Here is a 23,746-nt window from a genome sequence, read left to right as displayed (position 1 = left end):
TACAACTTATCGCTGTTTACGTAGCTGCTCTGCGATTTCAATCGTGATTCTTGCCACTTCGAACAACTCTCGTGCTGGAATCGGAGACTCTTTACCAGATTCAATCGCACTAAGGAAAGCCGCCGCACAATCGGTTTGTCCCTTGTCTTGCTTCCATAAATTCATTTTGCTGAAGCCTGGCCAGCCGAATGCCTTTAACTTACGGAAGTTATCAAGTTGAAGAACACGCCCTGCGGCAAATACTTCTACTCGCTCTTTAGGGAAGTTCGCTGCTCCGTTAGCTAAGTAATGAATCGTACCGAATGAGCCATCAGCAAAGCCGAGTATAATCGCCGCTTTATCCTCGGTAATATCAACACCGTCAACATCTCCCATGCGACGGCACTGTACGGAAACAATTTCTGAATCTGCTAAGAATCGCATCAGATCGATGAAGTGGCATGCCTCGCCAATGATTCGACCGCCACCCACTTCGTTATCTTGCGTCCAATGATCCGCCGGGATCGCGCCAGCATTCATCGTCATCATAAAGCTCTTAGGCTCTTTGACTGACGACAGTAGCTCTTTCATTTTTTGCACTTGAGGCGAAAAACGGCGGTTAAAGCCAACCATTAACTTTGGCGCCGAAGCAGTAGATGCTTTCGAATAATAGGTCGCTTCCACTTCCGCAAGCTCTTCTAGCGTGACGGCTAAAGGCTTTTCTACAAATACGTTTTTACCAGCATTGAGCGCTTCAGAAACAAAATGAGCGTGGCTGTTGTGGCGCGTAACGATTGCAACTGTGTTAATTTCTGAGTCAGAAATCATGGCACTTGTATCTGTGGTCGTTTTAGCAAAACCTGCTTTTTCACCATGAGTTACGCCGTTAATACCACCAGAAGTAGCGATAGTATGTAATTGAGCACCACCAGCCTTAAACGCAGGGATCAGCATTCGAGACGCATAGTTACCAGCGCCGACAAAACCAACGACAGGCTTAGATGCCTCGAACGTCGCTTCATTGTTAAGCGTCACGGATTTCTCATGCCGAGTACTGGAGTCACTCTGGTATTGAAGCAAAATTCCAAGAGCAGACTTGTCAGACGTCAGGAGCTCGTATGCTTGAGCTGCGTCTTCAAATTTGAATCGGTGAGTGATGAGAGGCTTAACATCCACTTGACCCGAAGACATCATATCTAAGATAGCTTCAAAGTTACGCTGCTCAGTCCAACGAACAAAAGCGTATGGATAGTCATTACCATTGTCTTCATAGTCTGCATCGTAGCGACCAGGACCATAAGAACAAGACACTTGGAATGTCAGTTCTTTCTCATAGAAGTCTGCGCGATTAAGCTCTAGCCCAGTAACACCAACAAGAATAATACGCCCACGTTTACGGCTCATTCGTGCCGCTTGTGTTACTGGATCATTAGATTTCGTTGACGCCGTGATAATTACACCATCAACACCCTTGCCGCGACTAAAAGCCATACCCGCAGCGACAGGGTCTTCACCTTTGCCAGGGTTACAAACTTGGGCGCCAAACTGCTTAGCCAATTCTAGTTTCGCATCGTCATAATCGATGGCTAGTACACGACAACCTTGAGCACGGAGTAATTGAACAGTCATTAAGCCGATTAAACCAACACCGGTCACGACAAACGCTTCACCCAGCGTAGGCTCTGCTAAACGGATACCTTGTAAGCCAATACTAGCTAAAACAGTGAATGACGCTTCTTCATCGGATACGTTGTCAGGAATAAGCGCACATAAGTTTTTTGGTACACGAACAACATCAGCATGAGGACCATTAGATACAACGCGATCACCTTCTTTAAAGCCCTGAACACCCTTACCAAAAGCGTTAACGACACCAACGTTGCAATAACCCAAAGGTAATGGTTGTGCCAACTTAGACTGCACTGCTTCCAATGTTGTCATTAAGCCATCTGTTTGCACCTTTTCCAATACCATTTTTACTTTGTCAGGTTGTTGACGCGCTTTATCCAGTAGACTTGCTTTACCAAAATCAACCAGCATGCGTTCTGTGCCTGCAGAAATCAATGAAATGCTGGTATCAATTAGTAGATTACCAACTGAAGCTTTTGGTGCAGGAGCTTCCACTAAATTAGAGCCACCTTTAGCCATGTCTTGAAGTACTTGTTTCATAACTAACCTTAAATTATTTCTTTTAGAAGTTTAAAAATTTGCTGGTGGTCATCTTTCGAAAATAACTTTACTTTTTCAGGGCGTGGAGCACGGTCTGAAGCTAGTACTGGCGTATTAAAATATAATGCTTCTCTAATGCTCACACTGTCTCCATCAGTAGACGTATTTCTAACTAAACATGCAGCTTTCTCAAGTATCGGCCAAGATTCATACTGACCAACTAATACCACTAAATTTGGAAGAGAAGATGCTTTGTGCATAAGTTGTGCATCTTCTTCTGATTCAATTCCTAACATTATCAAAAAGGACAGGTTCAAGCCTTGTTCGTAAGCCATTTCAGCAACCTGGGTAAATGATTCAAGGCCATATACACTCTCACCACTTTCATGTACGTTTTTCCAAGCTGATGTAACAATTAAGGGGCTAGTGTTGTCGAATAGGTCTAAGACTGTCTGGGGATAAGATTGAACAATACCTGCTCTTTTGTCTAAAACTGGAGGCAAAAAAGGAGAAAAAACATCTGGGTCTTTTGATATACCTTTGTAGTTACCAACAAGTATAGAGTTAGCAACCTTTATAGATCCAACTCTACTTAACAAATAGCTAATAAGTAAAAACTTAAATTTGGGCATAGTCTCGAAGTGGCGACTATGATTGTGATCAAAAACTGTCACTTTATTCAAACAACGGAATAACAGAAAAGTACCTAGATATAGGATACTTATAGTATGAATGTGAATATGATCAGCACGAAACATGCCCCAAAATGCACGATGAACTTCGATAGGGGAAACTACATTAACTTTTTCTCCTGACTGCTTTAATTTATCTGCAAGTCTTTCTACAAAAACAGTCACGCCTCCCAAAGGAGGAGGGATTTTTCCAATTATCATATAGTTTGACATCGAACTACCACGTATATTTTAAAGACCAATCATATAATAAATCTAACTTTTCTTGACTAATGTGATTAACCAACGAATCGATATCTAAAGACGTATCTTCAATATTTACGGCTACGCCTTTTAACTCGAGAGAGTAATCACCAACATTATTTGTCATTATAGGAAACACACCTCTAGATGCATACTCAACAACTTTTATCGGAGAAGCAGTAGAGTTAACCAAGTTATTATCCCTTAATACAAAACCAAAATGCGCACGATCTAAGTAATCTAAAACCTCATCTCTATCACATGATTTAATGAGTGCAGACAGGCCATATTTTGATAGAATTTGATTGGCTTTACTAAGATCTTTAGTTAAAACGGTTAAAGTCGTATTTGAATTCATTAACCTTTTATATTCAGAGCAAACCTTTTCAAAGCACTGCCACTCACTCATTGACCCTACATAAATGAAGTTAATTGAGTTTGTATCTTTAAATTGTCTTTTAACAACCCAATCTTTATTTATTTTACAAGGAAAAACCTTAACATTTCTTTTTCCATATCTACTTCCTAAATACTCTTTGAGATTATTGGACACAGTCCAAACATCATCAGCGCTTTTATATGCAAACTTTTCTAAAAATCTTAATATAAATCTTCTTATGAACGATCTATTTTTTAAGAAAGATTCTTCAGATATCAAGCCTCTAAAGTCATAAATTAACTTGCATCCGTGTTTATTAGATAACTTAGACTTAAACTTCGCATAATCAACAACAGATCGAAAGTAAATCACATCATTTTCACTTAGTACTGGAGTTGTGCTAATAAGTTTGACGTCACTTAATTCTTTAAGGCCTGAAAAGGAATAAAATATGCATTCTAAGCCTGAGAATTTAGATAATATTTGAGACTCAAATACGGCTTTAGAAATACCTTTAGGTACAATAATATGAAAGATACTCACAACACCCACCTCAAGTTACGAAACGCGACAAGAAAGAAAAGGATTACAGATATCAACGCAGCCACCAAGGAACTCCTAGATTTAGGTAGGTACATAAATACAAACAATGACATAATACTTACTTTAAGCCTTGCTTGAAAACCATCATTAATTAGCGTATAAGCAACCAAATTAAAGATAAAAACAAAAATAGAAAAATAAACTGGGAGTAAAAAATTCAATTCATGAATTTTATTTTTAGCCAGCAATTTAACGTAGCTATAAAATAAATACGTCCATACAAAGGAGAACAATACATCTGAGATATGATTAAATATCCGTCCTTGATAATATGACTCTCCATCCAAGTATAGAGCTATTACCTGGAAAGGAGAAGTTCCTACCATTGAAAGAGGGAGTTTAATTAAAGCATCCAGAGAGAAACGTTCATGGCCTATCAAATAAACAAGAACAAGACATACTGCTAGTGACACAACCGAGAATAAAATCAAACTGAATCTATAAAATCGATCATATATAAAGTAAGAAAAATAAGAAACTCCCACTCCAACAAACATCAATGGAATCATCTCCCTCCTAAAGAAATACATAACAACAATCGAAATAATAACAAAGATATAATTTCTCTTTAGAAAGACAAAGTAACAAAAGAAATAAAATGATACAGATACCAACATATCTCTATAGTTGAGAAATATTGGAAAAATTGAGGTTAAAATAAGTGCATATAGCATCTTATTATTACTTAAGGTGAAACCTCGAACATTGTTTACTGCATGAAATAAAAAGTTCGTCCAAAGTATAAAGTTAAATACCTTAAGAATAGCCGACTGAAATGCAACTGAATCAGGGTATAAGTCATAAGATAGATAATTTAAATATATGAATCCCCAATACTTGGGTTCCCATGTGTAGGAAAACAAAGCTTCATATAACGAACTACCCGAAGAAATAGCCCAGTAAACATATTCCCCCCCCTTATGATAATATGTTGCATCACCATAAGAAAATGCTGAAATGTCGGATATTTTGAGCGTTATAAAAAAAACAACAAAAAGAAATACAAATGAATAAAAATACAAAAAGACAAATTTACCATCCAATTTTCTTGATGATTTAAATAATATTATAACCGAGATAAGTAACATTATCAGCAAAGGGTTAATCATATAAATTACACACCTCTACAACTGTAACCGCTTGAATTAAATTTATTAGCGAGGCTCTAGATATAAAGTTACCAACACTGTCAGATAATACTTCTTCAAGCAGAGCTCTGTCATCAAAATCTAGTATCTTTCTGATCATCTTATCGACTAAGATTGGATTATTGCTTTTCCATTTCTGGAAAGGATTCATTCCCTGCTTGAGAACAACCTCAAATAACTTATACTTTCCATACTTATATGGTTTAGAATTTGCTAACTTAAAGTACTTACTTTTAGGCTTTAAGCGCCACTTTTCCCAAACATAGTTTGTGTATTCAGGTCTTTTTTTATTAATCCAATCTAAATATATTTTTTCACCGTGCATCAATTTAGATGGTATTTTTAAGCAAAAATCAAAAAAATCTCTATCCATAAAAGGAGAAGAAAAACAGCATAGTCTTCCTATGGTATTCAAACCATTATTCGCCCCATTAAACGCTCTATTATAAAACAAAAATTGTTCGTTAATTTCATACGGCTCCAAGTAAGGTCTAAAACAGTCTAAATTCTTCTTAATATAATCTCTATTGTATGCCCCTAAAAGCAACGTTTCATCTGATACAGACCTAATACTCATATCAGAGAAAGAACCCAGAACAGCGTCACCTAACTGGCCTGTATGCACTATAGTGTTATCTTTTAATCTTAACTTTCTAAGAGTGTTAAGTGTATGTGCCGCTCCACTGTATAAAGCAGTACCTTCGTTCAGTTTTACTGGGACTTCCGAGTCAGATAAATAATCACCACCATCAATTGAGTTAACTATTAATGTTTTGTTATTATCTCTCGCAATTTGCGATGCTATCTTTATATCTAATGAGCCTAACTCTCCAAAAGTAACCAAAGCACCAGAATCAAAACCAAGTTCCTGAGAACCAAGAAAAGTCATTCGAGAGTCAAGCCCACCGCTCAACGTTGTATAGTTTACAGTACTGTAGTTATTAGCAAAATCGAATGTTTTATGGATAGCTTTATCAAATAGATTATCTAACTCATCAAAGACTTCAACTGCATCTATAGCTTCTTCAGTACGTAGAAAATTTCTAAATTTTCGGAAATTTAAGTTACATTCACTATCGAGAGTTAAGTCATGACCAGGTATCAGTTTCTTTATACCCGTAACTGGAGTTGTATCACCCAAAAGGAATCCGTATGACATAAGCATTTTTAAAGCATCTATATCAATCGTTTCTTCATTCTTCACTAAGTCATAAATGTACTTTATTGAACTAGAAATACATACGTGAGTTCCGCTTTCATAGTAATAAATTGGGTAACTGCTATAATAATTGGGACATACATAATAACTTCCGTTTAATTTTGACTGCACCAGTATGACAAACTCACCATCAAAAGCCTCAAATAAACACTTTCCTTCTGACACCAACTTAGAAATACCCCCAACAACTTCTGTGCTGGACATTGTCGGTAAAATATCATTAAAGTTAGTTATATAGCCATAAATCTTAACAATTGCTTGTTTAGTCTCACCTTCAAAAAACAGATTTGATATAGTTTTGAAGTCTACATTAATTTTTTTCATTAATTATGCTTCTTAATGCTATTAAATAAAATATAGAAGATATATACATAGCTATCACTGTTGACCAAGCAGCACCAAATAATCCATAAATGGGAACAAGATAATAATTTAGAAAGATATTGATAGCCACACAAACAAACGACAATATTACATTCAAATTACTTCTACCCATTGCTGATAATATATTCCCTATAGGTGTCCTCAATAAAAAATTAGGTATTAAAGAAAGGGAAAGAATAATTAAAACGCTAGAGCTATCGATATATTTTTCACCAAATGAAAACCTAATAAAATGATCACCTAATAAGTATACTCCTACTACGATTAGTATCGATATCGGACCAGATAATTTAGCATAGTCTAAATAAAATGTTTTTAGCTTATTTCTATCTCCACTTACTTTTACAATCTCTAAATATTGATTGCCTATCAATATTGCAGGAATAAATAGTATACTCACAATCAATACTGATGCATTTCTATAAATAGCTAGAACTTCAGTGAAGTTAAAATACTCAAGCATTAATATATCAATATTCAGTGAAAACTGAGATGCAAAGTTAGCAAGTACTATAGAGCCACCATACATAAAGAATTTTTTGTTATCTCTATGAATCTTTGGTCTTGACTTTGCATCCTTCACTATAAGCTTAAAATAAGGAATAATTTTTAAAAACAAATAAAATAAAAGAGCAAGTTGGATTAATAACAAAGAAAGTGGATATGCAAGTACTTGAAACCCATCGACCAGAGAAAATAGTATCATTAGGGTTAATAATGTGGTCAAAGAAACTAACTTTGAGTACAATTTATTACCATTCATAACACGAATCACAGCAAGTAAAAAGTTTACAACAGAGCTCACGATAACGTATATGACCATCAAAAATATAACCATGTTCTCTTGATTGTCATTTTTAAATAAGTAAAAAGCAAAAGCAAAAGCAAATAGATAAAAAAAACTTAAGTATTTTAGTTTTTCAATTATATAATAAGACTTCTCACTATTTCCCTCTATCAACGTAGCGTTTCGTAATATTGCCTGATTTGCTCCCAAGGATAGTATCGGTGCACCTAAAGCTACATAAGACATTAACAAAGTTATAAACGAGTACCCTTCAACCGACAAATATCTAGATAATACAATCGCTATCGCAAATGAAGAAAACTTATTTATTAAACTTGCAAGAATAAAAAAATGGCCATCAGCGTTAAATATTCTATAAATAAAATTAGCCATTATACAAATCCAACCACATATCTAAACAGCTATTCCATGAGCTAAGGTTTGATATTCCTGACTTGTTTTGTTGCAAATATATGTTATTTGTCCCCATTGAATCGAGTATATTAGTGATTTCTGTGTCAACCTTATCGACAAGGTAGAGATGCACTCCACGATCCAGCAATACGCTGTAAGGTAGCCAACTACCTGTTACAACACGCCCCCCTGCATAAAGAGTCTCTTGCATAGCTCCTGAAAGTTGATCTGTTATTTGAACTTGAATCAAGATATCCGTATTGCTCCTCAATCCAGCAAGGTCATAACCTGATAGCTTTTCTTCGATTATGATACAGTCAATATCATCACCAATATCATTCTTCATCTTATTAGCAAGCTTTAAATCTCCATAGTTAAAGCAAAATACAAAAAAAAACTTTTCTCTATTTCTATAATTGTTAATAATTGGTATTAGCTTTTCCAGTTGCTGATTATGGGAAACATTAGTTCCAACCATTACTGATTTCTTTGTTTTTCTCTTTGAAATTATGTCCTTTATTACCTGTGATTGTACTTTTTCAGATTCATATGTGTCTATATAATCAATAGGACTAAGACCAAACCTTGTTATCTTTATTTTTCCAACATATTCAAATAATCTAACAAACTCACTACTCGTATTTTCATTAGTAAACGTAATCACATCCACATGATTATTGATCGAGGAAAAAAAATGATTCACTAAGTCTTTGTTTTTGTAAAAATCACTACCCCAGTATGTGATCAATAACTTATTTGAAAATAATGAAAATAAAGGAATTAATTTATATATAATCCTTGTTGGATAGTGGATGTGGATAATCTTTTTACTACTTAATCCAGTAATAAAAAATAGTATTATTCTAAGGATGAGATAAAGTGTCGCAATATACCTATTTGAATACTTTGAATAATCAAAGTATCTTACCGAACATTCTTGATCCACCTTGTATACAAGTTCTTCACCAAGGAATTGTCCATTTGAAAAAATGTAAAAAACATTAGCCACATCAACTCCTTTACCAAATACCTTTAGTATCAATAATTAATCCTTTAGGCGCTAAAGAGTCTTTAAACGCTTTATGGTCAACCAATAAAACTTGTACGTCAGCTTCTTTTGCTGCGATATCAAATTCTACAAGTTCAACATGTTTTAGTTTTTCAGGAATAGACTCGATATTTGGCTCAACTGCAATCACACGGCCAGCATGCATTTCTGCGATCTTTTGTGTAATGGACATTGCAGGGCTCTCACGTAAATCATCAATATCCGGTTTAAATGCCAGACCGTAACAAGCGACTGTCACTTCTCTTGCTGTTTTATCTGGGTTCGCTTGTAGGAAGTCCGCAATAGCCAGTTTCACTTTGTTGATTACCCACTCCGGCTTGCCATCATTCACTTTACGCGCAGTGTGGATGATTTGTGCCTCTTCTGGTGTTTTCGATACGATAAACCAAGGGTCAACTGCGATACAGTGTCCGCCTACACCTGGGCCCGGTTGAAGGATGTTTACACGTGGATGACGGTTCGCGAGTGCAATCAACTCCCATACATTGATGTCTAACTTGTCACAGATGATGGATAGCTCGTTAGCAAAGGCAATTTGTACATCGCGAGAGCTGTTTTCGGTTAGCTTCGCCATTTCTGCCGTGCGAGCATTGGTCACCACACACTCTCCTAGAACAAAGGTTTTGTACAATTCAACAGAGCGCTCTGAACAACGAGTCGACATACCGCCAATAACGCGGTCGTTTTCTACTAGTTCGCGAACAACATGCCCTGGTAGTACGCGCTCTGGGCAGTGAGCAACGTTAACATCCGCGTTATCACCATGTGTTTGCGGGAAAGTAAGATCCGAACGAGCTTCTGCAAGCCAAGCCGCCATTTGCTCTGTCGCACCGACAGGAGAAGTGGATTCTAGAATCACCAAGTCGCCTTTTTTTAGCATAGGAGCAATCGCTTTGCTTGCTGCTTCTATGTAAGACAAATCAGGTGCTGGTACTTCGCCCTCTTCACAAGGTAAGAACGGGGTTGGTACGGCAATCAAAAACGCATCCGCTGGTTCTGGGGTTGTGCTAGCTTTTAAGTAACCTTCTGATACAGCGGCACTCACGATCATATCCAGATCAGGTTCTACAATGTGGATTTTACCTTGGTTGATGGTATCCACTGCGTGCTGATTAACATCAACACCAATCACTTTTTTCTTACGTGATGCAAACATCGCGGCAGTAGGTAAACCAATGTAACCTAGGCCAATAACTGAGATTGTTTCAAAAGACATTTTCATTTCCTGAAATTTTTTATTTTGCTAATTCGTCTAAAATTCTTTGGCATGCTAGGCCATCACCGTAAGGGTTGTGTGCAAAGCTCATTGCTTTATAAGCCTCTTCATCTTTTAACAACACCTCTAAGCCTGTGACGATCTTATCGACATCTGTTCCCACTAGTTTCACGGTGCCTGCTGCAACGGCTTCTGGCCTTTCAGTGGTGTCACGCATTACCAATACAGGCTTACCTAATGAAGGCGCCTCTTCCTGAATACCGCCAGAGTCGGTAAGGATGATGTGCGCACGGCTCATCAAGTAGATAAACGGAAGGTATTGCTGAGGCTCGATAAGGTGCACGTTATCCACGTTGGATAGAATGCGATTTACTGGCTCTCTTACGTTTGGGTTTAAGTGAACTGGGTATAGGATTTGCGCATCAGGGTTCTCTTTTGCTGTGCGTGCCAGCGCTTCACAAATACGCTCGAACCCACCGCCAAAGCTTTCACGGCGATGTCCGGTGACCAAAATCAACTTTTTATCTGCTTTTAGCATTGGGAACTGCGTTGCGAGCTGCTCGTTCAATGCTGCGTCATTGTCGATCTTGTCTTTCACCATAAGTAACGCATCAATCACTGTGTTGCCGGTGATAGAAATATCCGCTGGGTTGGTGTTTTCTTTTAGTAAGTTATTTTGAGAGGTTTCGGTTGGCGCGAAATGGTATTTGGTTAGCGCACCAGTTAGCTTGCGGTTCGCCTCTTCCGGCCAAGGCGAATAGATGTTGCCTGTGCGTAACCCCGCCTCTACATGGCCAACTTCAATTTGCTCGTAGTAAGCTGCAAGGCTCGCAGCAAAAGTAGTGGCTGTATCACCATGAACAAGCACCACATCAGGCTTAAACTCTTCCAGCACAGGTTTGAGCTCTAGCAAGATACGTGCAGTCACATCATTGAGAGATTGCCCGGCCTTCATCAAGTTCAAATCATAATCAGGTTTGATCTCAAACAATTCAAGGACTTGATCAAGCATTTCACGGTGTTGCGCGGTCACGCAACATTTTGCTTCAAAGCGCTCATCTGCCGATAAAGCATGAACAAGAGGTGCCATTTTGATGGCTTCTGGACGAGTGCCAAAAACCGTAAGAATTTTTTTCTTAGTCATTTTATTGAATTTCTAGCCAACTGATGAAATTAAAAGAAGTGATTTTTAAACTTATTGCCTCAGTTACTTTGGAACTACTGAGACACTTTTATTTTGAGGCTACCTATTACGGATAACCGCGATAAAAATAAGATCTTGCATATTTTCTTAAAACCGTCCCGATAGGAAACAAAACAGTTTTCCAGCTCGTAGCCCTTTGGGGCATCCTAGCGATTCATATTTGGACACGCTACCGCCCTTAGGTTTGGCTCCTACAAGCAAGGTTTTGTGATTCAATCGCAATTATACGGTTTCTATACGGTTTCTAATTTGATGCGCATTTTAGCAAAGTAAGTGCATATTGACTAGTTTGAAATTTGAACCAAGATCTCATCAATTATTGACCTAGAGGCATTGTACGCGTTACAAACATTGCTTCCTTATGCAGCTATGTTTTTCTAGTGCTGCATCGCAGTAATACCCTTTGTATTCATAATTTATTTTATTGCTATGATACGACAAACGACTCAAGAGGATACGAGTTACGGGGAAGCGAGATGCGAAAAGACTTAGAGTATACAATTGATTCGAGCAAACGGGGTAAAAGAGTGGCGTTTTTCGTATCTCGCTGCTCTGAATTTCAGCTCTTCGTTTACCCGATTACTCGCATCTCGTTACCGCTCTTTATTTCTTATCGCTCGAATACGCGTAATTGTAGTAACCGTAGCCATATGAGCTTGATGCTTTTTTCTCGATAGCGTTGAATATCACGCCTTTCACTTCGATGCCTGATTGTTCGAAGCGGTTTCGGGCAACGTCGATCTCTTTAATGGTGTTTTGACCGTAACGCGCCACCATTAGTGTGGTGCCAGCGAAAGCACCAACGATGCTCGGGTCGGTTACCGCTAATACTGGCGGAGTATCGACAATCACCAAATCATACTCTTTTGATGCCCACTCCATAAGCTCTGCAAAGCGTGGGTGCATTAACAGTTCCGATGGGTTTGGTGGCACTTGGCCGCGGGTAAGAATGTCTAGGTTTTCTACTGGTGTTGCTTTGATAGATTGCGCAAACTCTTGTTTGTTGCTCAACACATCTGAAAGACCGTTGTCCCAGTTCACACCAAAGCTTTGCTGTAGGTAACCTTTACGCATATCGGCATCAATGATCAGCACTTTCTGGCCTGTTTTAGCCGCTACTGCAGCAAAGTTGGTCGAGATGAAAGATTTACCAATGCCCGGCGCAGGGCCAGAGATCATTAACACGTTGTTCTTGGCTTCAAGCATCGCAAAATGCAAGCTGGTACGAAGGCCGCGAAGTGCTTCCACCGAAAGATCTGCCGGGTTAGATTCTGCCAGCAGTGCCTGCGCGCCTTTGGTCTGTATTTTCTTCGATTTAAAGCGGTTGGTTAGCTCAATTTGCAAATCGGATTTTGGTACCGCTGCGTAAACCGGCAAACCAATTTGTTCAATTTGATCTGGGCTTTCAACACCGCGATGAAACGCCGCTTTCACTAATACAAACGCCACACTCAACATGCCACCTAGCAAGGTCGCTAATACTACGATCAGTGGCTTCTTAGGTTTAACGGCGCGAGCATACGCTTGTGCGTCGTCTAGAATACGAACGTTACCTACCGTGCCCGCCTTAATGATGCTCAGCTCTTGAACCTTGTTTAACAGCTGAATGTAGATTTGTTGGTTCACTTCTACATCACGTGTCATACGTAGCACTTCACGCTGTGTTTTTGGCAGCTTTTGTACTTGCTTGTTCAAGCGCTCTTTCTCACCTAACAGCGTTTTACGCTTATCAAGCAGTGATTTATAAGCTGGGTGATCTTTGGTGAAGCGCTGGCTGATCTCACTCTCTTTAAAAGTCAGCTCATTCAATTGCGCTTCAAGCTCCACCATTACTTTTAGGGTAGATTGCGCTTCTAAGCCCAAGTCGATCGATTCGTTCTTCTGGCGGTAGTTGTTTAGTGTATCTTCATAACCAGTCAGCTCAGACTTGATGCCTGGAAGGTGGCTTTCTAAGAATTCTAGACTCTTTTCTGCTTCCGCTGAATTGCGCTTCACATTTTGTAAGAAGTAGATCTGGCTGATGTGATTAAGAATCTCAGTAATCTGTTGTTTGTTTTCGCCTTCAAAGCTCAGTTTCAGAATGCCGGTTTGTTTACCTTGCTCAGACAAAGACAAGGATCTTTTCAGCCATTCGATCGCTTCTAGTCGGCTGCGTTGACCAATAGAGAATTCGAAACCGTTGTGAGATTCAAACCCAGCGACGAACAAGCTGTAGTCATCGGCCGTTGCTAGCTCACCCACTTTACCTTTAAAGATAACGCGCTCGTCATCACGCACTAGTTGATAGGTGCCTTGTTCAGCATCAACAATCTGGATGGTATGCCCGTAAGCACTTGCATAGCTTGGCAAATTAAAACGGCTTACCGCAATATGATTGATGTCACCAGTTAAGCGTGCAAAGCCTTTGCCAACGATGGGGGCGTAAATCGGTGTCGTCACTGTCGTTAGGTTAAATTTATCCACCGTTTCGCCCAAAATCATACGTGATTTAATGATCTCGACTTCGGTGGTGGCCGATGACTCTTGCGAGAACAGCTCCCCCATATCGCCGACCATAGAAGAGATGCCGCCAGAGCTTTTCTGTTCAATTTGAATCAGCGCATCGGCTTTGTAGGTCGGTGTTGAAAGCAGCGCAAACGCAATACCAAGCACAGCAAAGACGAATGTGGTGAGCATGATTAGCCATTTGGCATCTAATAAGATACCAAGCAGCTTTCCTAAATCGATCTCATCAGAGTTATCTGTATGTGATGGCTGGGAGGGTTGTGTTGTCATTTGTTTGCTACTTCCTAAATTATTGCTATTCAAGAGGATGAACGACGCACCTCTTGTCTATGATTCTGTTATTGTTGCCTTTGCGACGTTTCGACGGCCAATGGCGTATACGCGGATTAAAGACGAAATCTCAAGCTACAGTTTTTTTGCCCACGCTTGCGCGGCTTCGTCTATCAATTGATAAGCGTATTCAAATGCTTCACGGCTTTGACGATGAGGATCGGGGATGTCTTTCTGACCAATCCATTGGCCGAACAGCATGGTTTTACCGCGAGCCTCTGGTGAGATCTGAGTGAGCGCTTCTAAGTGGCCCTTCTCCATCACCAAGATCAAATCATATTGAGCGCAAAGCTGAGGCGTCACTTGTTGTGCTTGATGGTTTTCTACATCTACGCCATTTTCTGCTGCGATTAAAATCGCCGTATCATCGGCTGGCTTGCCGAGTAAACGACTCTTTTCGGCCGCGATTCCGGCAGAGGCTATCTCTTTACCTGGAAGTAATTTTTGAAGAACGCGCTCTCCCGTTGGAGAACGGCAAATGTTGCCCACGCACACGACTAAAATTTTATTAAACATACATTACTTTAAACCATTGTGAGCTTATAAGCTGAGCGGACTTACAAACTAAATATACTTATAAATCCGAATGCACTTAAAAACATAAAAAATCAGGCTACACGCTAAATGTAACCTGATGATTAATTTACTTGTTACCAATTACGAATGCGCAACATACCTTCGGTTAGCTCGTTGAATCCAGAAATAGTTGGTACTAGTTGACCGATGACACGGTTCCAACGGCTGATTGGCGCGGCGGTCACATAGACAATATCATAAGGCTTCAGGTCAAACTCGGTACCAATCACTAATGCAGAGGCATCTTCCATATTCAGTTGGTAGATATCCGCCATACGCTCTGATTTATCATCCGAGGTACGAATAACAAACACACCCGTTGCGTCTGCAGTGAGTTGGTTGATTCCACCTACATTACTGAGTGCTTCAGTTAGGCTCATACCTACACGGTCGATCTTCAACAGTTGTGGGTCTTTCACTTCGCCCATCACGAATACTTTTTGATTGTCGTTACGTGGCACGTGAACAATGTCACCCGCTTGCAATAGGCGGTTTTGTGTTAAATCACCACGCTGCATTAAGCCATAAAGCGATAAGTTTTCTTCTACGCCGTTACGCGTTAATGACACGTTGCGCCAATCTGCATCTTCTGAAAGGCCACCTGAGCGGTTAACCGCATCTAATAACGTTAATGGGATATTGGTGATTGGCTGCTGGCCCGGTTTAGACACTTCACCAGTAATGTAGGTTTTTTTAGAACGGAACGCCGCCACGTTGACATCCACTTGCGGGCTTTCGATGTATTTAGCCAAACGTTCTGCGATGTCTGCTCGAATTTCACGAACCGTTTTTCCTGAGACTTCTACAGTGCCTATGTAAGGGTAGAAGATGGTGCCATCTGCATGTACCCAGTTACCAGCTTCGGTACTACTTCGGTAAGAACCTGCAGGAATAGTTAATTCTGGGTGGTCCCAAATCGTGATGTTTAAGATATCACCGACACCGACTTTATATTCATACTTTGCGATGTCTACATCTAACTCAGGGTTTGCTCTTGAAACCGACAATTCACCCGTTTGGTAAGTCGATACTGACTGTGCGGTAAGTGGGTAAACGTTCACCACTTCAGAAATATCAGACTCTTGCTGATCTTCAGAAGTCTGAATCACATTCTTGCCACCAGTAGATAGGTGACTACCTGGAGTCGTACACCCTGCAAGTAATACAGGAAGGAGCGCCAAAAGGAGACGATTTTTATTAATCTTCATGTTAACCAAGTTCTAGAAACGGAATGTGTTGTGATACCCCAAAGGACACCCAAAAGAAATTAAGCGACTTATTTTATCAGCTACACTGTATTTAATAGAGTTAGGAGGTAGAGTTACTGTGATCCTGTTCCCATTTAGTGTCAAAAAAACTAAAAGACGCTACCGCCCTTTGATAGTCCGCGACACCACACTGCGTAGATCATATGTTCCCATCAATATGGGAATTGAGTAGGAATTTTTTGACCAAAACGTAGCAAAAAAGTAAGTTTGCATACGGTTTGTTTAATCCGTATGCATTATCCACAAATTGTGTTTATTATCAACCTAGTTGAATGGTTTTAAGGGGTAAGAGCAGATTCGAGATGCGAGTAAACGAGTTACGAAAAGAATAAGAGCTCAAGAGCAGATTCGGGATGCGGGTAAACGAGATACGAAAAGAATAAGAGCCTAAGAGCCTAAGAGCAGATGAGAGTAGCGAGATACGAGTAAACGAAGAGCTAAAATAGCGGATGCAGGATTCGAGTATACGGGATACGAAGAGCTAAGAGTAAGAGCAAAAAAAGAGCCAACACACTTGGTGTTAGCTCTTCATTTTATATTTACGCTACGCTATTTAACGGCTTCTAAGTATTTTAGGTAAGCATTGCGTAAGCGCTGTCGGTTTTCATGGTAGTAACTTGCACCAATGCGGTTACGGTTGAAGTACTGCCTTTCAATATTGTGTTGTAAGCCAGTATCGACACCTAAACCTGTGCCTAAATTGTTATGGCTATCACCAACACGAGTTTGTAATGCATATACAAACTGGTCAATACCACGCAACTGTACATAGCCCGGGCTCATATCACGCCATAGTGTCAAAGGAATCGCGATAGAGAGTGTAACAAAATCTTCGGCTTCACTGCTGCCTACTGCTTTTGTGGTTTGGTATGAAGCATCAACTCTTACATCACCCAACCAGTGGCTGGTAGTCACACGCACCCCCTCATCGCCTTTCCAGAATTGACCAGCTTGCACTTTACCTTGCCAGTTCCAGTCCGGTCTTGAGTAAGTGTAGTGGCCAATCAGTGGAGTCGCATCTAAGATAGCTTTGCCTCTAGAGTCGTACTTATCTTGAGCGGAAAAGTTTGCGAATTCAGCACCTAGTATGTGGCGGCCGCTATTACTCGCATACTGGGTTTCATTCAAGGCACCTAAATAGTTTCCGTAGACTTGTCCGAATGAGAATTGAGTGGTGAGATTGTAAGGCAGTTGAAATGCTTGATGGAAAAGAACCCTATCCACTTCATTTTCAAACGCATTATCGCCCCAAATTTCTCCCTCTTCGAAATCATCGCTTTCTGCCAGTGGCATGACATGTCGTAGGTCCAAAGCGGCACCTTTCCAAAGCGGTGTGTACAAGTTAGTCGCCAGTGCTAGCGAGTAATCAAATACACCGTACTCTGTTGCCGTGTTGTGATACAAAGCAGGAGACACAATCACCTGTGTGCGACCGAAACCAGAACGAGTAACCTCTTCACCAAAATTCGCTTTAGCGTAGCTCTTTTTAACATCAGAGGTACGAACAAGAAGTGTTTTGCAAGGCTCACCTGTTTTTACAAACTCGCGGTAACATGGTGCGCTAGTGATCACTTCCATCATCGGCATGTCGTTAACCAAGTTAAACAAACGAATGTTTTGCTGTTGGTAATTCTTAACGCCAAGGTCTTGAAGCATGCCCTCTCCCACGTAAGAAGAGATGATACCCAACGCAACACCCACACCATCCACTTGGTTACGATTATAACGGCGGTTTTCTAACGCGACGTTTAAACCAATATCGTCTGCAGAGATTCTCACATTAAGAAAACCTTCATCGACCAGTGCTTTTTTAAGCTGAACCAGACCGGCGAATTTATGATGTGCTTGCTCTACTGCGATCTTGTCTTCTAGGGTTAATTCATTAACTCGGCGAGACTCGGAGAAGCCCATTAAAGGAGTTGATGCCGCTACCGACCAAATATCGATATCGGCATTACCACTGGTATAAAACTGGTACTGAAAAGATAACTGCGTATCCAGGGGTAAATAATGTTCTGGTGTAAACACCTTAAGGCCAGCATTAAACTGGTGAGAATCATGCTCTGCAATAAACTGAACAAAGTCCAGAGGCTGATACTCTAAGCTAGCAAATGGCCCGTTTAAAACGCCATGACTCACCTCTGACTTACCGTAACCTGCACTAAACCTTGCTGCTACAAAGTCAGGTTGGTAATCAGCAACCGCATAGAAGGTCTCAAAGTTGCTGGCAGCACCACCTAAATCTTGAACACCTACCGCCAGATCAAACCCAGTCCAATCTTTAACGAACGGGAGCTGGTACTTAAACGATGCAGACAGGTCACGAATGCCGTTCCCACAGTTTGGGTTGTAGTTCGGCACATTGGTGTAAAGGTGGCAATCGTAAGTTTTGGTAACAATTCGCCCCGCGGCTTCAAAGCCTTCAAAAAGGCCAACGCTAAACAAAATATTGTCTAGCTCGCTGGTTTTTCCTTTATACGGTACACCTTGACCATAGAGGTAAGAGATATCGCCCGTATCCATCACTTGAGCATTGGGCACGATGATCGCACCAGTGTAGCTTTGAGACGACATTAAGTTATCGACAGCGTAAGCATTAGGAGCAATAACTAATGCACTGAGGGATGCAATGAGCGCTGCGTTTCTAGAGTGACTGAGTATTTTCATTGGTATGCAATAGGTTCTAACAGGATTCGCAAGTGGCTAGTTGAATAGCGACTGTGTTTGATTGTAACTATGTTGATGGTAACAGCATGTAAAAAAGGCACCGATTGGTGCCTTTTTATTACAATACTAAAATTAGCCGCCAGTACCACCGCCGTTACCGCCGCCGCCAGTACCGCCAGTACCGCCAGTACCACCAGTACCACCAGTTGGTGGCTTAGTGCCTTCATCTGGGTTTGGAACAGGATCCGCTTTTTTAGGTGGAGGAAGGTCATCAACTGGTGCAGTAGGGTCTGCAACGGCTTTTTCAACTAAGGTTGGATCTTCCGTTAGATCCAAGTAAATTGTGTCGCCATTGTTTGCAACCGGGTAGTTAGGATTCTCTGAAATAACTTTATCTGTAATCGATTCTGTTGCTAAAGCTAGTTCATTTGCTGTTGAATTAGGGCTTACGACAAGTACGTCTGATAATACTGCCGCTGTCGCTGACACTCGGCTAGCTTCAGATGCCGGAAGAGTTTTAATCACTTCTTCAGTACGGCGTAGGAAGTCAGCTACACTACTAATACTACCGTTGTTCAGCAGATTACCAAGACCAAGAGCAACTAGAACATCGTTGCCTGCCGAGTCATTGTAAGGTTGACCATCTAACTCTTTCTCGATCAAAGTAGAGATTGGAGAAGAGGTCACTAAGTCATCGTAGTTCGCCAAACCTTTAGGGAACTTGTAACTCACCTTGCTCATGTCCTTGCCGTTGGAAACATCTTTTGCACCAGGAGTTGCATTGTAAGTAAATGTGCAAGTTTCTGGGTAATTTAAAACGGTAATATCTGTAACTTCAGAAACACCATAGTAGTTTGTTTCTTCAAGAGAACCAGTTGCACCATTGTCACAGCTGTAAGTGCCTTTCATACCCATAACTGCTGGGTCGAATGCCATGATATTACGGTACGCTTGCTCAGGTGGCACGCTGTTGTTGTTGTCACTGCCACAACCACCAAGGATTGCACCAACGACTGATAACGCTAAAATTTTATATTTCACAATTTATCCCTACAAATGATTAGAAGCTATGTGACAAAGCAACATTAAACGAGTCGATATCTACGCCACCAATATCTTGATATAGCTGGTATTCAATACCAACCTTCATCGCTGATGTAATCGAGTATTCAGAACCAAAAGCAATCGTTGGAGTAACGCCAGAATCATCAGACTCAACACCTGGGCCGTTTGCTTTCCAGTCATAAACGGCAAAACCACCTTTTGCGTATAACGCTAGGCTATCGGTTACATTGCCAGATGCTTTTAGAACAACATCAAAGCTGCTTGCTTCGTAGCTACCGCCGGCAATATCTTTAAGATCATACTCACCAAGGTAGTTATAACCACCCTCGATCGCTAGTGTGTCTACGATATGGTAACCAACAAATAAGCCGTAAGACGTATCTGAATCATCAATAGCCGTGCGGCTTTCGACTAACGGTGCAAAGTTATCGGCCGTTACATTACCGACTTTAGCACCTACGTATAAGTTTTCAGCTCCGACAGCTGATGCTGATAGCAACAACAACGGTGAAACCCTAGCTAACCACTGCATTTTCATATAATTATATCTTCCATATTTCAAACTGAACTGAGGCTGATTTTCCTAGCAAATCTGAGCTATAGGCAAATCATATCGATACAAACGAGGGACATATCAGTACACCTCACTTATTCATGTATCGTGACACTTTTACTGCACGGTTTTCCTTCACGAAAGTGACGGGGTGAAACACCGAACATCAACTAAGCAAGATATTTCGAAAGCGATATGAAAAAACACCACAAGTAAGAGAGGTAAACCGACCCTAAAACCTCTTACTTATTAGATATCTCAAAATAAAGCACTCAGCTTAAACAACTAATTGAACAACATGATAGTTAATAACCACATTCAAGTAAATGGGTAAATCATAAACAATACCTTATAAAGCATCATATTAGAGCTCTCTAGTACGAAAAACTGTAAAGTTTGGCACAGACCTCATATATCGTGAGCCTTAAGCATCGCTATTTGCCTCGGTCACGAGCATCATTACTCAAGGCTTTATGAATGCAGCTAATGAAACAGGTCTAGTATTCTACGCAACCAAGAAAAGGCCTCCTGCTCCACAAAAATTGAGCCTCAAATTTAGTTGAAACGGCAGACACTCGCCGCGCAGGTTTTAAATAAGGGGGAATATGTAAGGGGAATAAAAAATGGCCAGTGTATAAACACTAGCCATTGAAATGGGGGTTAATCTTCTTTGTTAAACGCATATCTTATCAAAACAATTGCAGCCCCTATCAACCCACCAAATATTGTACAAATAATAACGATCAGAGCGCGTTTAGGCTTATCCCTGGAAATGGGTTGTTGGACATTTTCTAAGAAACGAAATGTTTGAAACTCAACGCTGCGATCAATTTCAAGGTTACTGAGCATGTCTAATTTTGCATTTATCTGCAGTAAACGAGGCTCAATAACACTCAAATTTTTTACTGATTCTAGCGCTTTAACCTTCGCCTCTAATCCTTTTGATCCAAGCTCGATAGCGAATAGTTCATGCTCATTTCCGGCTTGAATTGGCTTATCGGCACCAGCAGCACGAGCTATCCCCACAGCATACTTGGTTCGCTCTGTTTCAACCGACAATTTATTTCTTGCTTGGGTTTCCAGTATCCTCTTTTGTTGAATCAGCTCATTTCGTTTACCATTCACTAGTGCCTGCAAGTTATTAAATGCATCTTGGTGAATTTTAGATTCTGTGAAAGTAATATAAGCAGATAGTAAATCAAAGCTGCTTTGTCTTGTTGTTGCTTGGAAGCGTACAAAATATGGTGAGTTATGATTTTCTATATTTTCTAAAGACGCCTTAATTCTTTTAAACCAATCCGAATATAAAGCACGCTCCGCGACTTCTGACACATCAGAAGCCTCGGCAGAGCTAGCACCCTTAAAGTCTTGAAAATATTGACTATTATCTAAAAACTCTCGTTTATTATTAGCAGAGTTAAAAGTGTTAATGAAACGTTGAAAGAGAACTTTAGAATTCCCTAGGCTGTCAAGCTCCTTACTAACCAATACTGTACCATCTTCCTGGTAAACATTGAAAACGGGCTGAAATTGTCTAACTTGTTGCTGATATGCTGCGATATTTTGAGGCTGAGCTTTTGTGATTTTTGCACTTGAAGACCACCACTCTTGAGCTAACAATACAAAACTGATGCTCGCGACACTGAATAAAGCTGTAACCAAGATAACGACTAGTTTACCGTCCCACAATGCCTTAAAAAGTTCTCTAAAATCTAGTTCGTTTGGAGCTGTACGCATCATTGAACTGTTGGCAGGAAATGGTTGTGATTGGATCTGAGGTTTCACTGTAAATCTCTCAAAACATCTAAAATTGATAATGAAAATACTACCACACCCTAGGCTTTTAGTATTGTCCGAGTTGTAAACTTTATGAAAGCGATCTTATGGTCATTAACTATTGACTCATCGCTGATTTTTAAACGCCTTACAAAATCACATGCGTGCATCAGACAGAGCTTAAGAGAAGGGATAAAGGAGGCTCTCAGCTACAAACTCCTGGCATGACTTTATACCGAGCCAACAATACGTATCGGATGTAAATTGCATACTATGCCTTTAAACAATACAAAATTATGCTTTCTAAACATTTATACGAATAGATCACGGAGACTGCTGCATACCCTTTTATATTGAGCTCAAATACACTAATATTCTCCTCAACATTCATTATTAGGCTTAGTCGTGCTCATTTCATTTCTTGACCTCTCTTTTTTATTTTTCTTTTCTCTCGCGACTATTTTTCTAATGCGTAAAGTTGCTAAGAAAATCGGTCTAGTTGATAAACCTAATGTACGCAAACTTCATGAAGGAGCGGTACCGTTAGTTGGGGGGATTTCAATATGCATATCAACACTTTACTTTTTACTTAACAACCCAGACATATTACCCAACAGTGGCCTTTATGCTGCATGTATCTTACTTCTAGTGGTAGTAGGAGCTTTAGACGATAAATTTGATCTAAGCTTCAAGCTACGCTTTATTGTTCAAGCTGCGCTATCTGTCGCGATGATGGTTATTGGTGGCATTGAGCTAAACACTATTGGGGACATTTTTGGATCTGGGGATGTTGTAACACTCGGTTGGTTTGGTTACCTAGTTACGGTACTTGCTGTTGTTGGAGCAATTAACGCATTTAATATGGTCGATGGTATTGATGGACTTTTAGGTGGGTTATCTGTGGTCACCTTCGGTGGCCTAGGAATTATGCTAAATTATGATGGACAATATAATTTGGCTTATATCTGTCTAGTTCTCGTGGTAATCATAATCCCGTACATTCTTCTCAACCTAGGAGCTTTTGGTCGCAAAAGAAAAGTTTTTATGGGAGATGCAGGAAGTATGCTTATCGGCTTTACTGTTATCTGGTTGTTGTTACTTTCAAGTCAAAATGGTACAAAACCCCCTCTACGCCCGGTCACTGCCCTATGGTTAATTGCTATACCATTAATGGATATGGCTGCAATTATGATTCGCCGTATTAGACGTGGCGACTCACCATTCAAACCAGACCGTGAACACTTGCATCATATTTTCCAACGCTTGGGGTTTAGCTCTACTCAAACTTTAGTCTTAATCTGTAGTATCGCTATCTTATTTGCAGGTATAGGTATTTATGCTGAAATGATAGGCATACCAGAGTATATAATGCTTTATACATTTCTAAGTTGCTTTCTCATATATCTGCTTCTTTTGAGTAATGTTTGGAAAATAACCGCTTTTTTAAGGATTAAGTTTCATAAAGCTTCATCTAGTAAATCGCAACTATGACTAGTAAGC

At 40.1% G+C, this 23,746-nt stretch carries 16 protein-coding genes; 1 reads left to right on the top strand and 15 read right to left on the bottom strand.

Features of this window, described 5'->3' with window-relative positions; genetic code table 11:
• Positions 1 to 6: 6 nt before the first annotated feature.
• The 15 genes from F0232_RS12345 to F0232_RS12275 form a co-directional block, all read right to left on the bottom strand.
• A complete protein-coding gene (locus tag F0232_RS12345) occupies positions 7 to 2,148 on the bottom strand; it encodes a bi-domain-containing oxidoreductase (protein WP_171750809.1) in 2,142 nt (713 codons plus the stop codon).
• Positions 2,149 to 2,156: 8 nt separating this feature from the next.
• The gene (locus tag F0232_RS12340; protein WP_171750808.1) at positions 2,157 to 3,053 is read right to left on the bottom strand and encodes a glycosyltransferase; all 897 of its coding nucleotides are present in this window, start codon (positions 3,051 to 3,053) and stop codon (positions 2,157 to 2,159) included.
• Between the two features lie 4 nt (positions 3,054 to 3,057).
• Positions 3,058 to 4,005 (bottom strand): hypothetical protein, encoded by a 948-nt coding sequence (locus F0232_RS12335; RefSeq protein WP_171750807.1) that lies wholly within the window; start codon positions 4,003 to 4,005, stop codon positions 3,058 to 3,060.
• Between the two features lie 1,161 nt (positions 4,006 to 5,166).
• Positions 5,167 to 6,756 (bottom strand): hypothetical protein, encoded by a 1,590-nt coding sequence (locus tag F0232_RS12330; RefSeq protein ID WP_171750806.1) that lies wholly within the window; start codon positions 6,754 to 6,756, stop codon positions 5,167 to 5,169.
• Positions 6,743 to 7,996: a polysaccharide biosynthesis C-terminal domain-containing protein gene (locus tag F0232_RS12325; protein WP_171750805.1), complete on the bottom strand. Its 1,254-nt coding sequence runs from the start codon at positions 7,994 to 7,996 to the stop codon at positions 6,743 to 6,745. The genes F0232_RS12330 and F0232_RS12325 overlap by 14 nt, the downstream gene beginning before the upstream one ends.
• Positions 7,989 to 9,026 carry a hypothetical protein gene (locus F0232_RS12320; RefSeq protein ID WP_171750804.1) on the bottom strand — a complete coding sequence of 346 codons (1,038 nt, stop codon included), beginning with the start codon at positions 9,024 to 9,026 and terminating at the stop codon, positions 7,989 to 7,991. Before F0232_RS12320 ends, F0232_RS12325 begins: the two co-directional genes overlap by 8 nt.
• A gap of 10 nt (positions 9,027 to 9,036) precedes the next feature.
• Positions 9,037 to 10,302, bottom strand: a complete 1,266-nt coding sequence (wecC, locus tag F0232_RS12315; RefSeq protein ID WP_171750803.1) for a UDP-N-acetyl-D-mannosamine dehydrogenase — start codon at positions 10,300 to 10,302, stop codon at positions 9,037 to 9,039.
• A gap of 19 nt (positions 10,303 to 10,321) precedes the next feature.
• Positions 10,322 to 11,446: a non-hydrolyzing UDP-N-acetylglucosamine 2-epimerase gene (gene wecB, locus F0232_RS12310; protein WP_171750802.1), complete on the bottom strand. Its 1,125-nt coding sequence runs from the start codon at positions 11,444 to 11,446 to the stop codon at positions 10,322 to 10,324.
• A gap of 663 nt (positions 11,447 to 12,109) precedes the next feature.
• Complete coding sequence (locus tag F0232_RS12305) at positions 12,110 to 14,281, bottom strand: polysaccharide biosynthesis tyrosine autokinase (protein WP_171750801.1); 2,172 nt, start codon at positions 14,279 to 14,281, stop codon at positions 12,110 to 12,112.
• 135 nt (positions 14,282 to 14,416) lie between these two features.
• On the bottom strand, positions 14,417 to 14,857 hold the full coding sequence (locus F0232_RS12300; protein ID WP_171750800.1) for a low molecular weight protein-tyrosine-phosphatase: 441 nt from the start codon (positions 14,855 to 14,857) through the stop codon (positions 14,417 to 14,419).
• A 134-nt stretch (positions 14,858 to 14,991) separates the two neighbouring features.
• Positions 14,992 to 16,125: a polysaccharide export protein gene (locus F0232_RS12295; protein ID WP_171750799.1), complete on the bottom strand. Its 1,134-nt coding sequence runs from the start codon at positions 16,123 to 16,125 to the stop codon at positions 14,992 to 14,994.
• 609 nt (positions 16,126 to 16,734) lie between these two features.
• Positions 16,735 to 18,852, bottom strand: a complete 2,118-nt coding sequence (locus F0232_RS12290) for a YjbH domain-containing protein (RefSeq protein ID WP_105057781.1) — start codon at positions 18,850 to 18,852, stop codon at positions 16,735 to 16,737.
• 132 nt (positions 18,853 to 18,984) lie between these two features.
• Positions 18,985 to 19,893 carry a serine/threonine protein kinase gene (locus tag F0232_RS12285; RefSeq protein ID WP_105057780.1) on the bottom strand — a complete coding sequence of 303 codons (909 nt, stop codon included), beginning with the start codon at positions 19,891 to 19,893 and terminating at the stop codon, positions 18,985 to 18,987.
• Between the two features lie 19 nt (positions 19,894 to 19,912).
• A complete protein-coding gene (locus F0232_RS12280) occupies positions 19,913 to 20,455 on the bottom strand; it encodes an outer membrane beta-barrel protein (protein ID WP_008219136.1) in 543 nt (180 codons plus the stop codon).
• A 675-nt stretch (positions 20,456 to 21,130) separates the two neighbouring features.
• Entirely contained in the window at positions 21,131 to 22,207 is a 1,077-nt protein-coding gene (locus F0232_RS12275; protein WP_105057876.1) for an LPS O-antigen chain length determinant protein WzzB, read from the bottom strand.
• A 444-nt stretch (positions 22,208 to 22,651) separates the two neighbouring features.
• On the opposite strand from F0232_RS12275, the gene wecA reads away from it, so the two are divergent.
• The gene (gene wecA / locus F0232_RS12270; RefSeq protein ID WP_105057779.1) at positions 22,652 to 23,737 is read left to right on the top strand and encodes a UDP-N-acetylglucosamine--undecaprenyl-phosphate N-acetylglucosaminephosphotransferase; all 1,086 of its coding nucleotides are present in this window, start codon (positions 22,652 to 22,654) and stop codon (positions 23,735 to 23,737) included.
• The last annotated feature ends 9 nt before the right edge of the window (positions 23,738 to 23,746 follow it).

The organism is Vibrio sp. T3Y01 (assembly GCF_013114525.1).
Classification (GTDB): Bacteria; Pseudomonadota; Gammaproteobacteria; order Enterobacterales; family Vibrionaceae; genus Vibrio; species Vibrio chagasii_B.
The sequence above is the reverse complement of the archived record's forward strand: the minus strand, read 5'-3'. Positions and strand labels throughout refer to the sequence as shown.

Bases quoted from the DNA above. Each gene is read 5' to 3' on its own strand.
- F0232_RS12345 (WP_171750809.1), bottom strand. From the start codon at position 2,148: ATGAAACAAGTACTTCAAGACATGGCTAAAGGTGGCTCTAATTTAGTG.
- F0232_RS12340 (WP_171750808.1), bottom strand. From the start codon at position 3,053: ATGTCAAACTATATGATAATTGGAAAAATCCCTCCTCCTTTGGGAGGC.
- F0232_RS12330 (WP_171750806.1), bottom strand. From the start codon at position 6,756: ATGAAAAAAATTAATGTAGACTTCAAAACTATATCAAATCTGTTTTTT.
- F0232_RS12325 (WP_171750805.1), bottom strand. From the start codon at position 7,996: ATGGCTAATTTTATTTATAGAATATTTAACGCTGATGGCCATTTTTTT.
- wecC (WP_171750803.1), bottom strand. From the start codon at position 10,302: ATGTCTTTTGAAACAATCTCAGTTATTGGCCTAGGTTACATTGGTTTA.
- wecB (WP_171750802.1), bottom strand. From the start codon at position 11,446: ATGACTAAGAAAAAAATTCTTACGGTTTTTGGCACTCGTCCAGAAGCC.
- F0232_RS12305 (WP_171750801.1), bottom strand. From the start codon at position 14,281: ATGACAACACAACCCTCCCAGCCATCACATACAGATAACTCTGATGAG.
- F0232_RS12300 (WP_171750800.1), bottom strand. From the start codon at position 14,857: ATGTTTAATAAAATTTTAGTCGTGTGCGTGGGCAACATTTGCCGTTCT.
- F0232_RS12295 (WP_171750799.1), bottom strand. From the start codon at position 16,125: ATGAAGATTAATAAAAATCGTCTCCTTTTGGCGCTCCTTCCTGTATTA.
- F0232_RS12290 (WP_105057781.1), bottom strand. From the start codon at position 18,852: ATGAAAATACTCAGTCACTCTAGAAACGCAGCGCTCATTGCATCCCTC.
- F0232_RS12280 (WP_008219136.1), bottom strand. From the start codon at position 20,455: ATGAAAATGCAGTGGTTAGCTAGGGTTTCACCGTTGTTGTTGCTATCA.
- F0232_RS12275 (WP_105057876.1), bottom strand. From the start codon at position 22,207: ATGCGTACAGCTCCAAACGAACTAGATTTTAGAGAACTTTTTAAGGCA.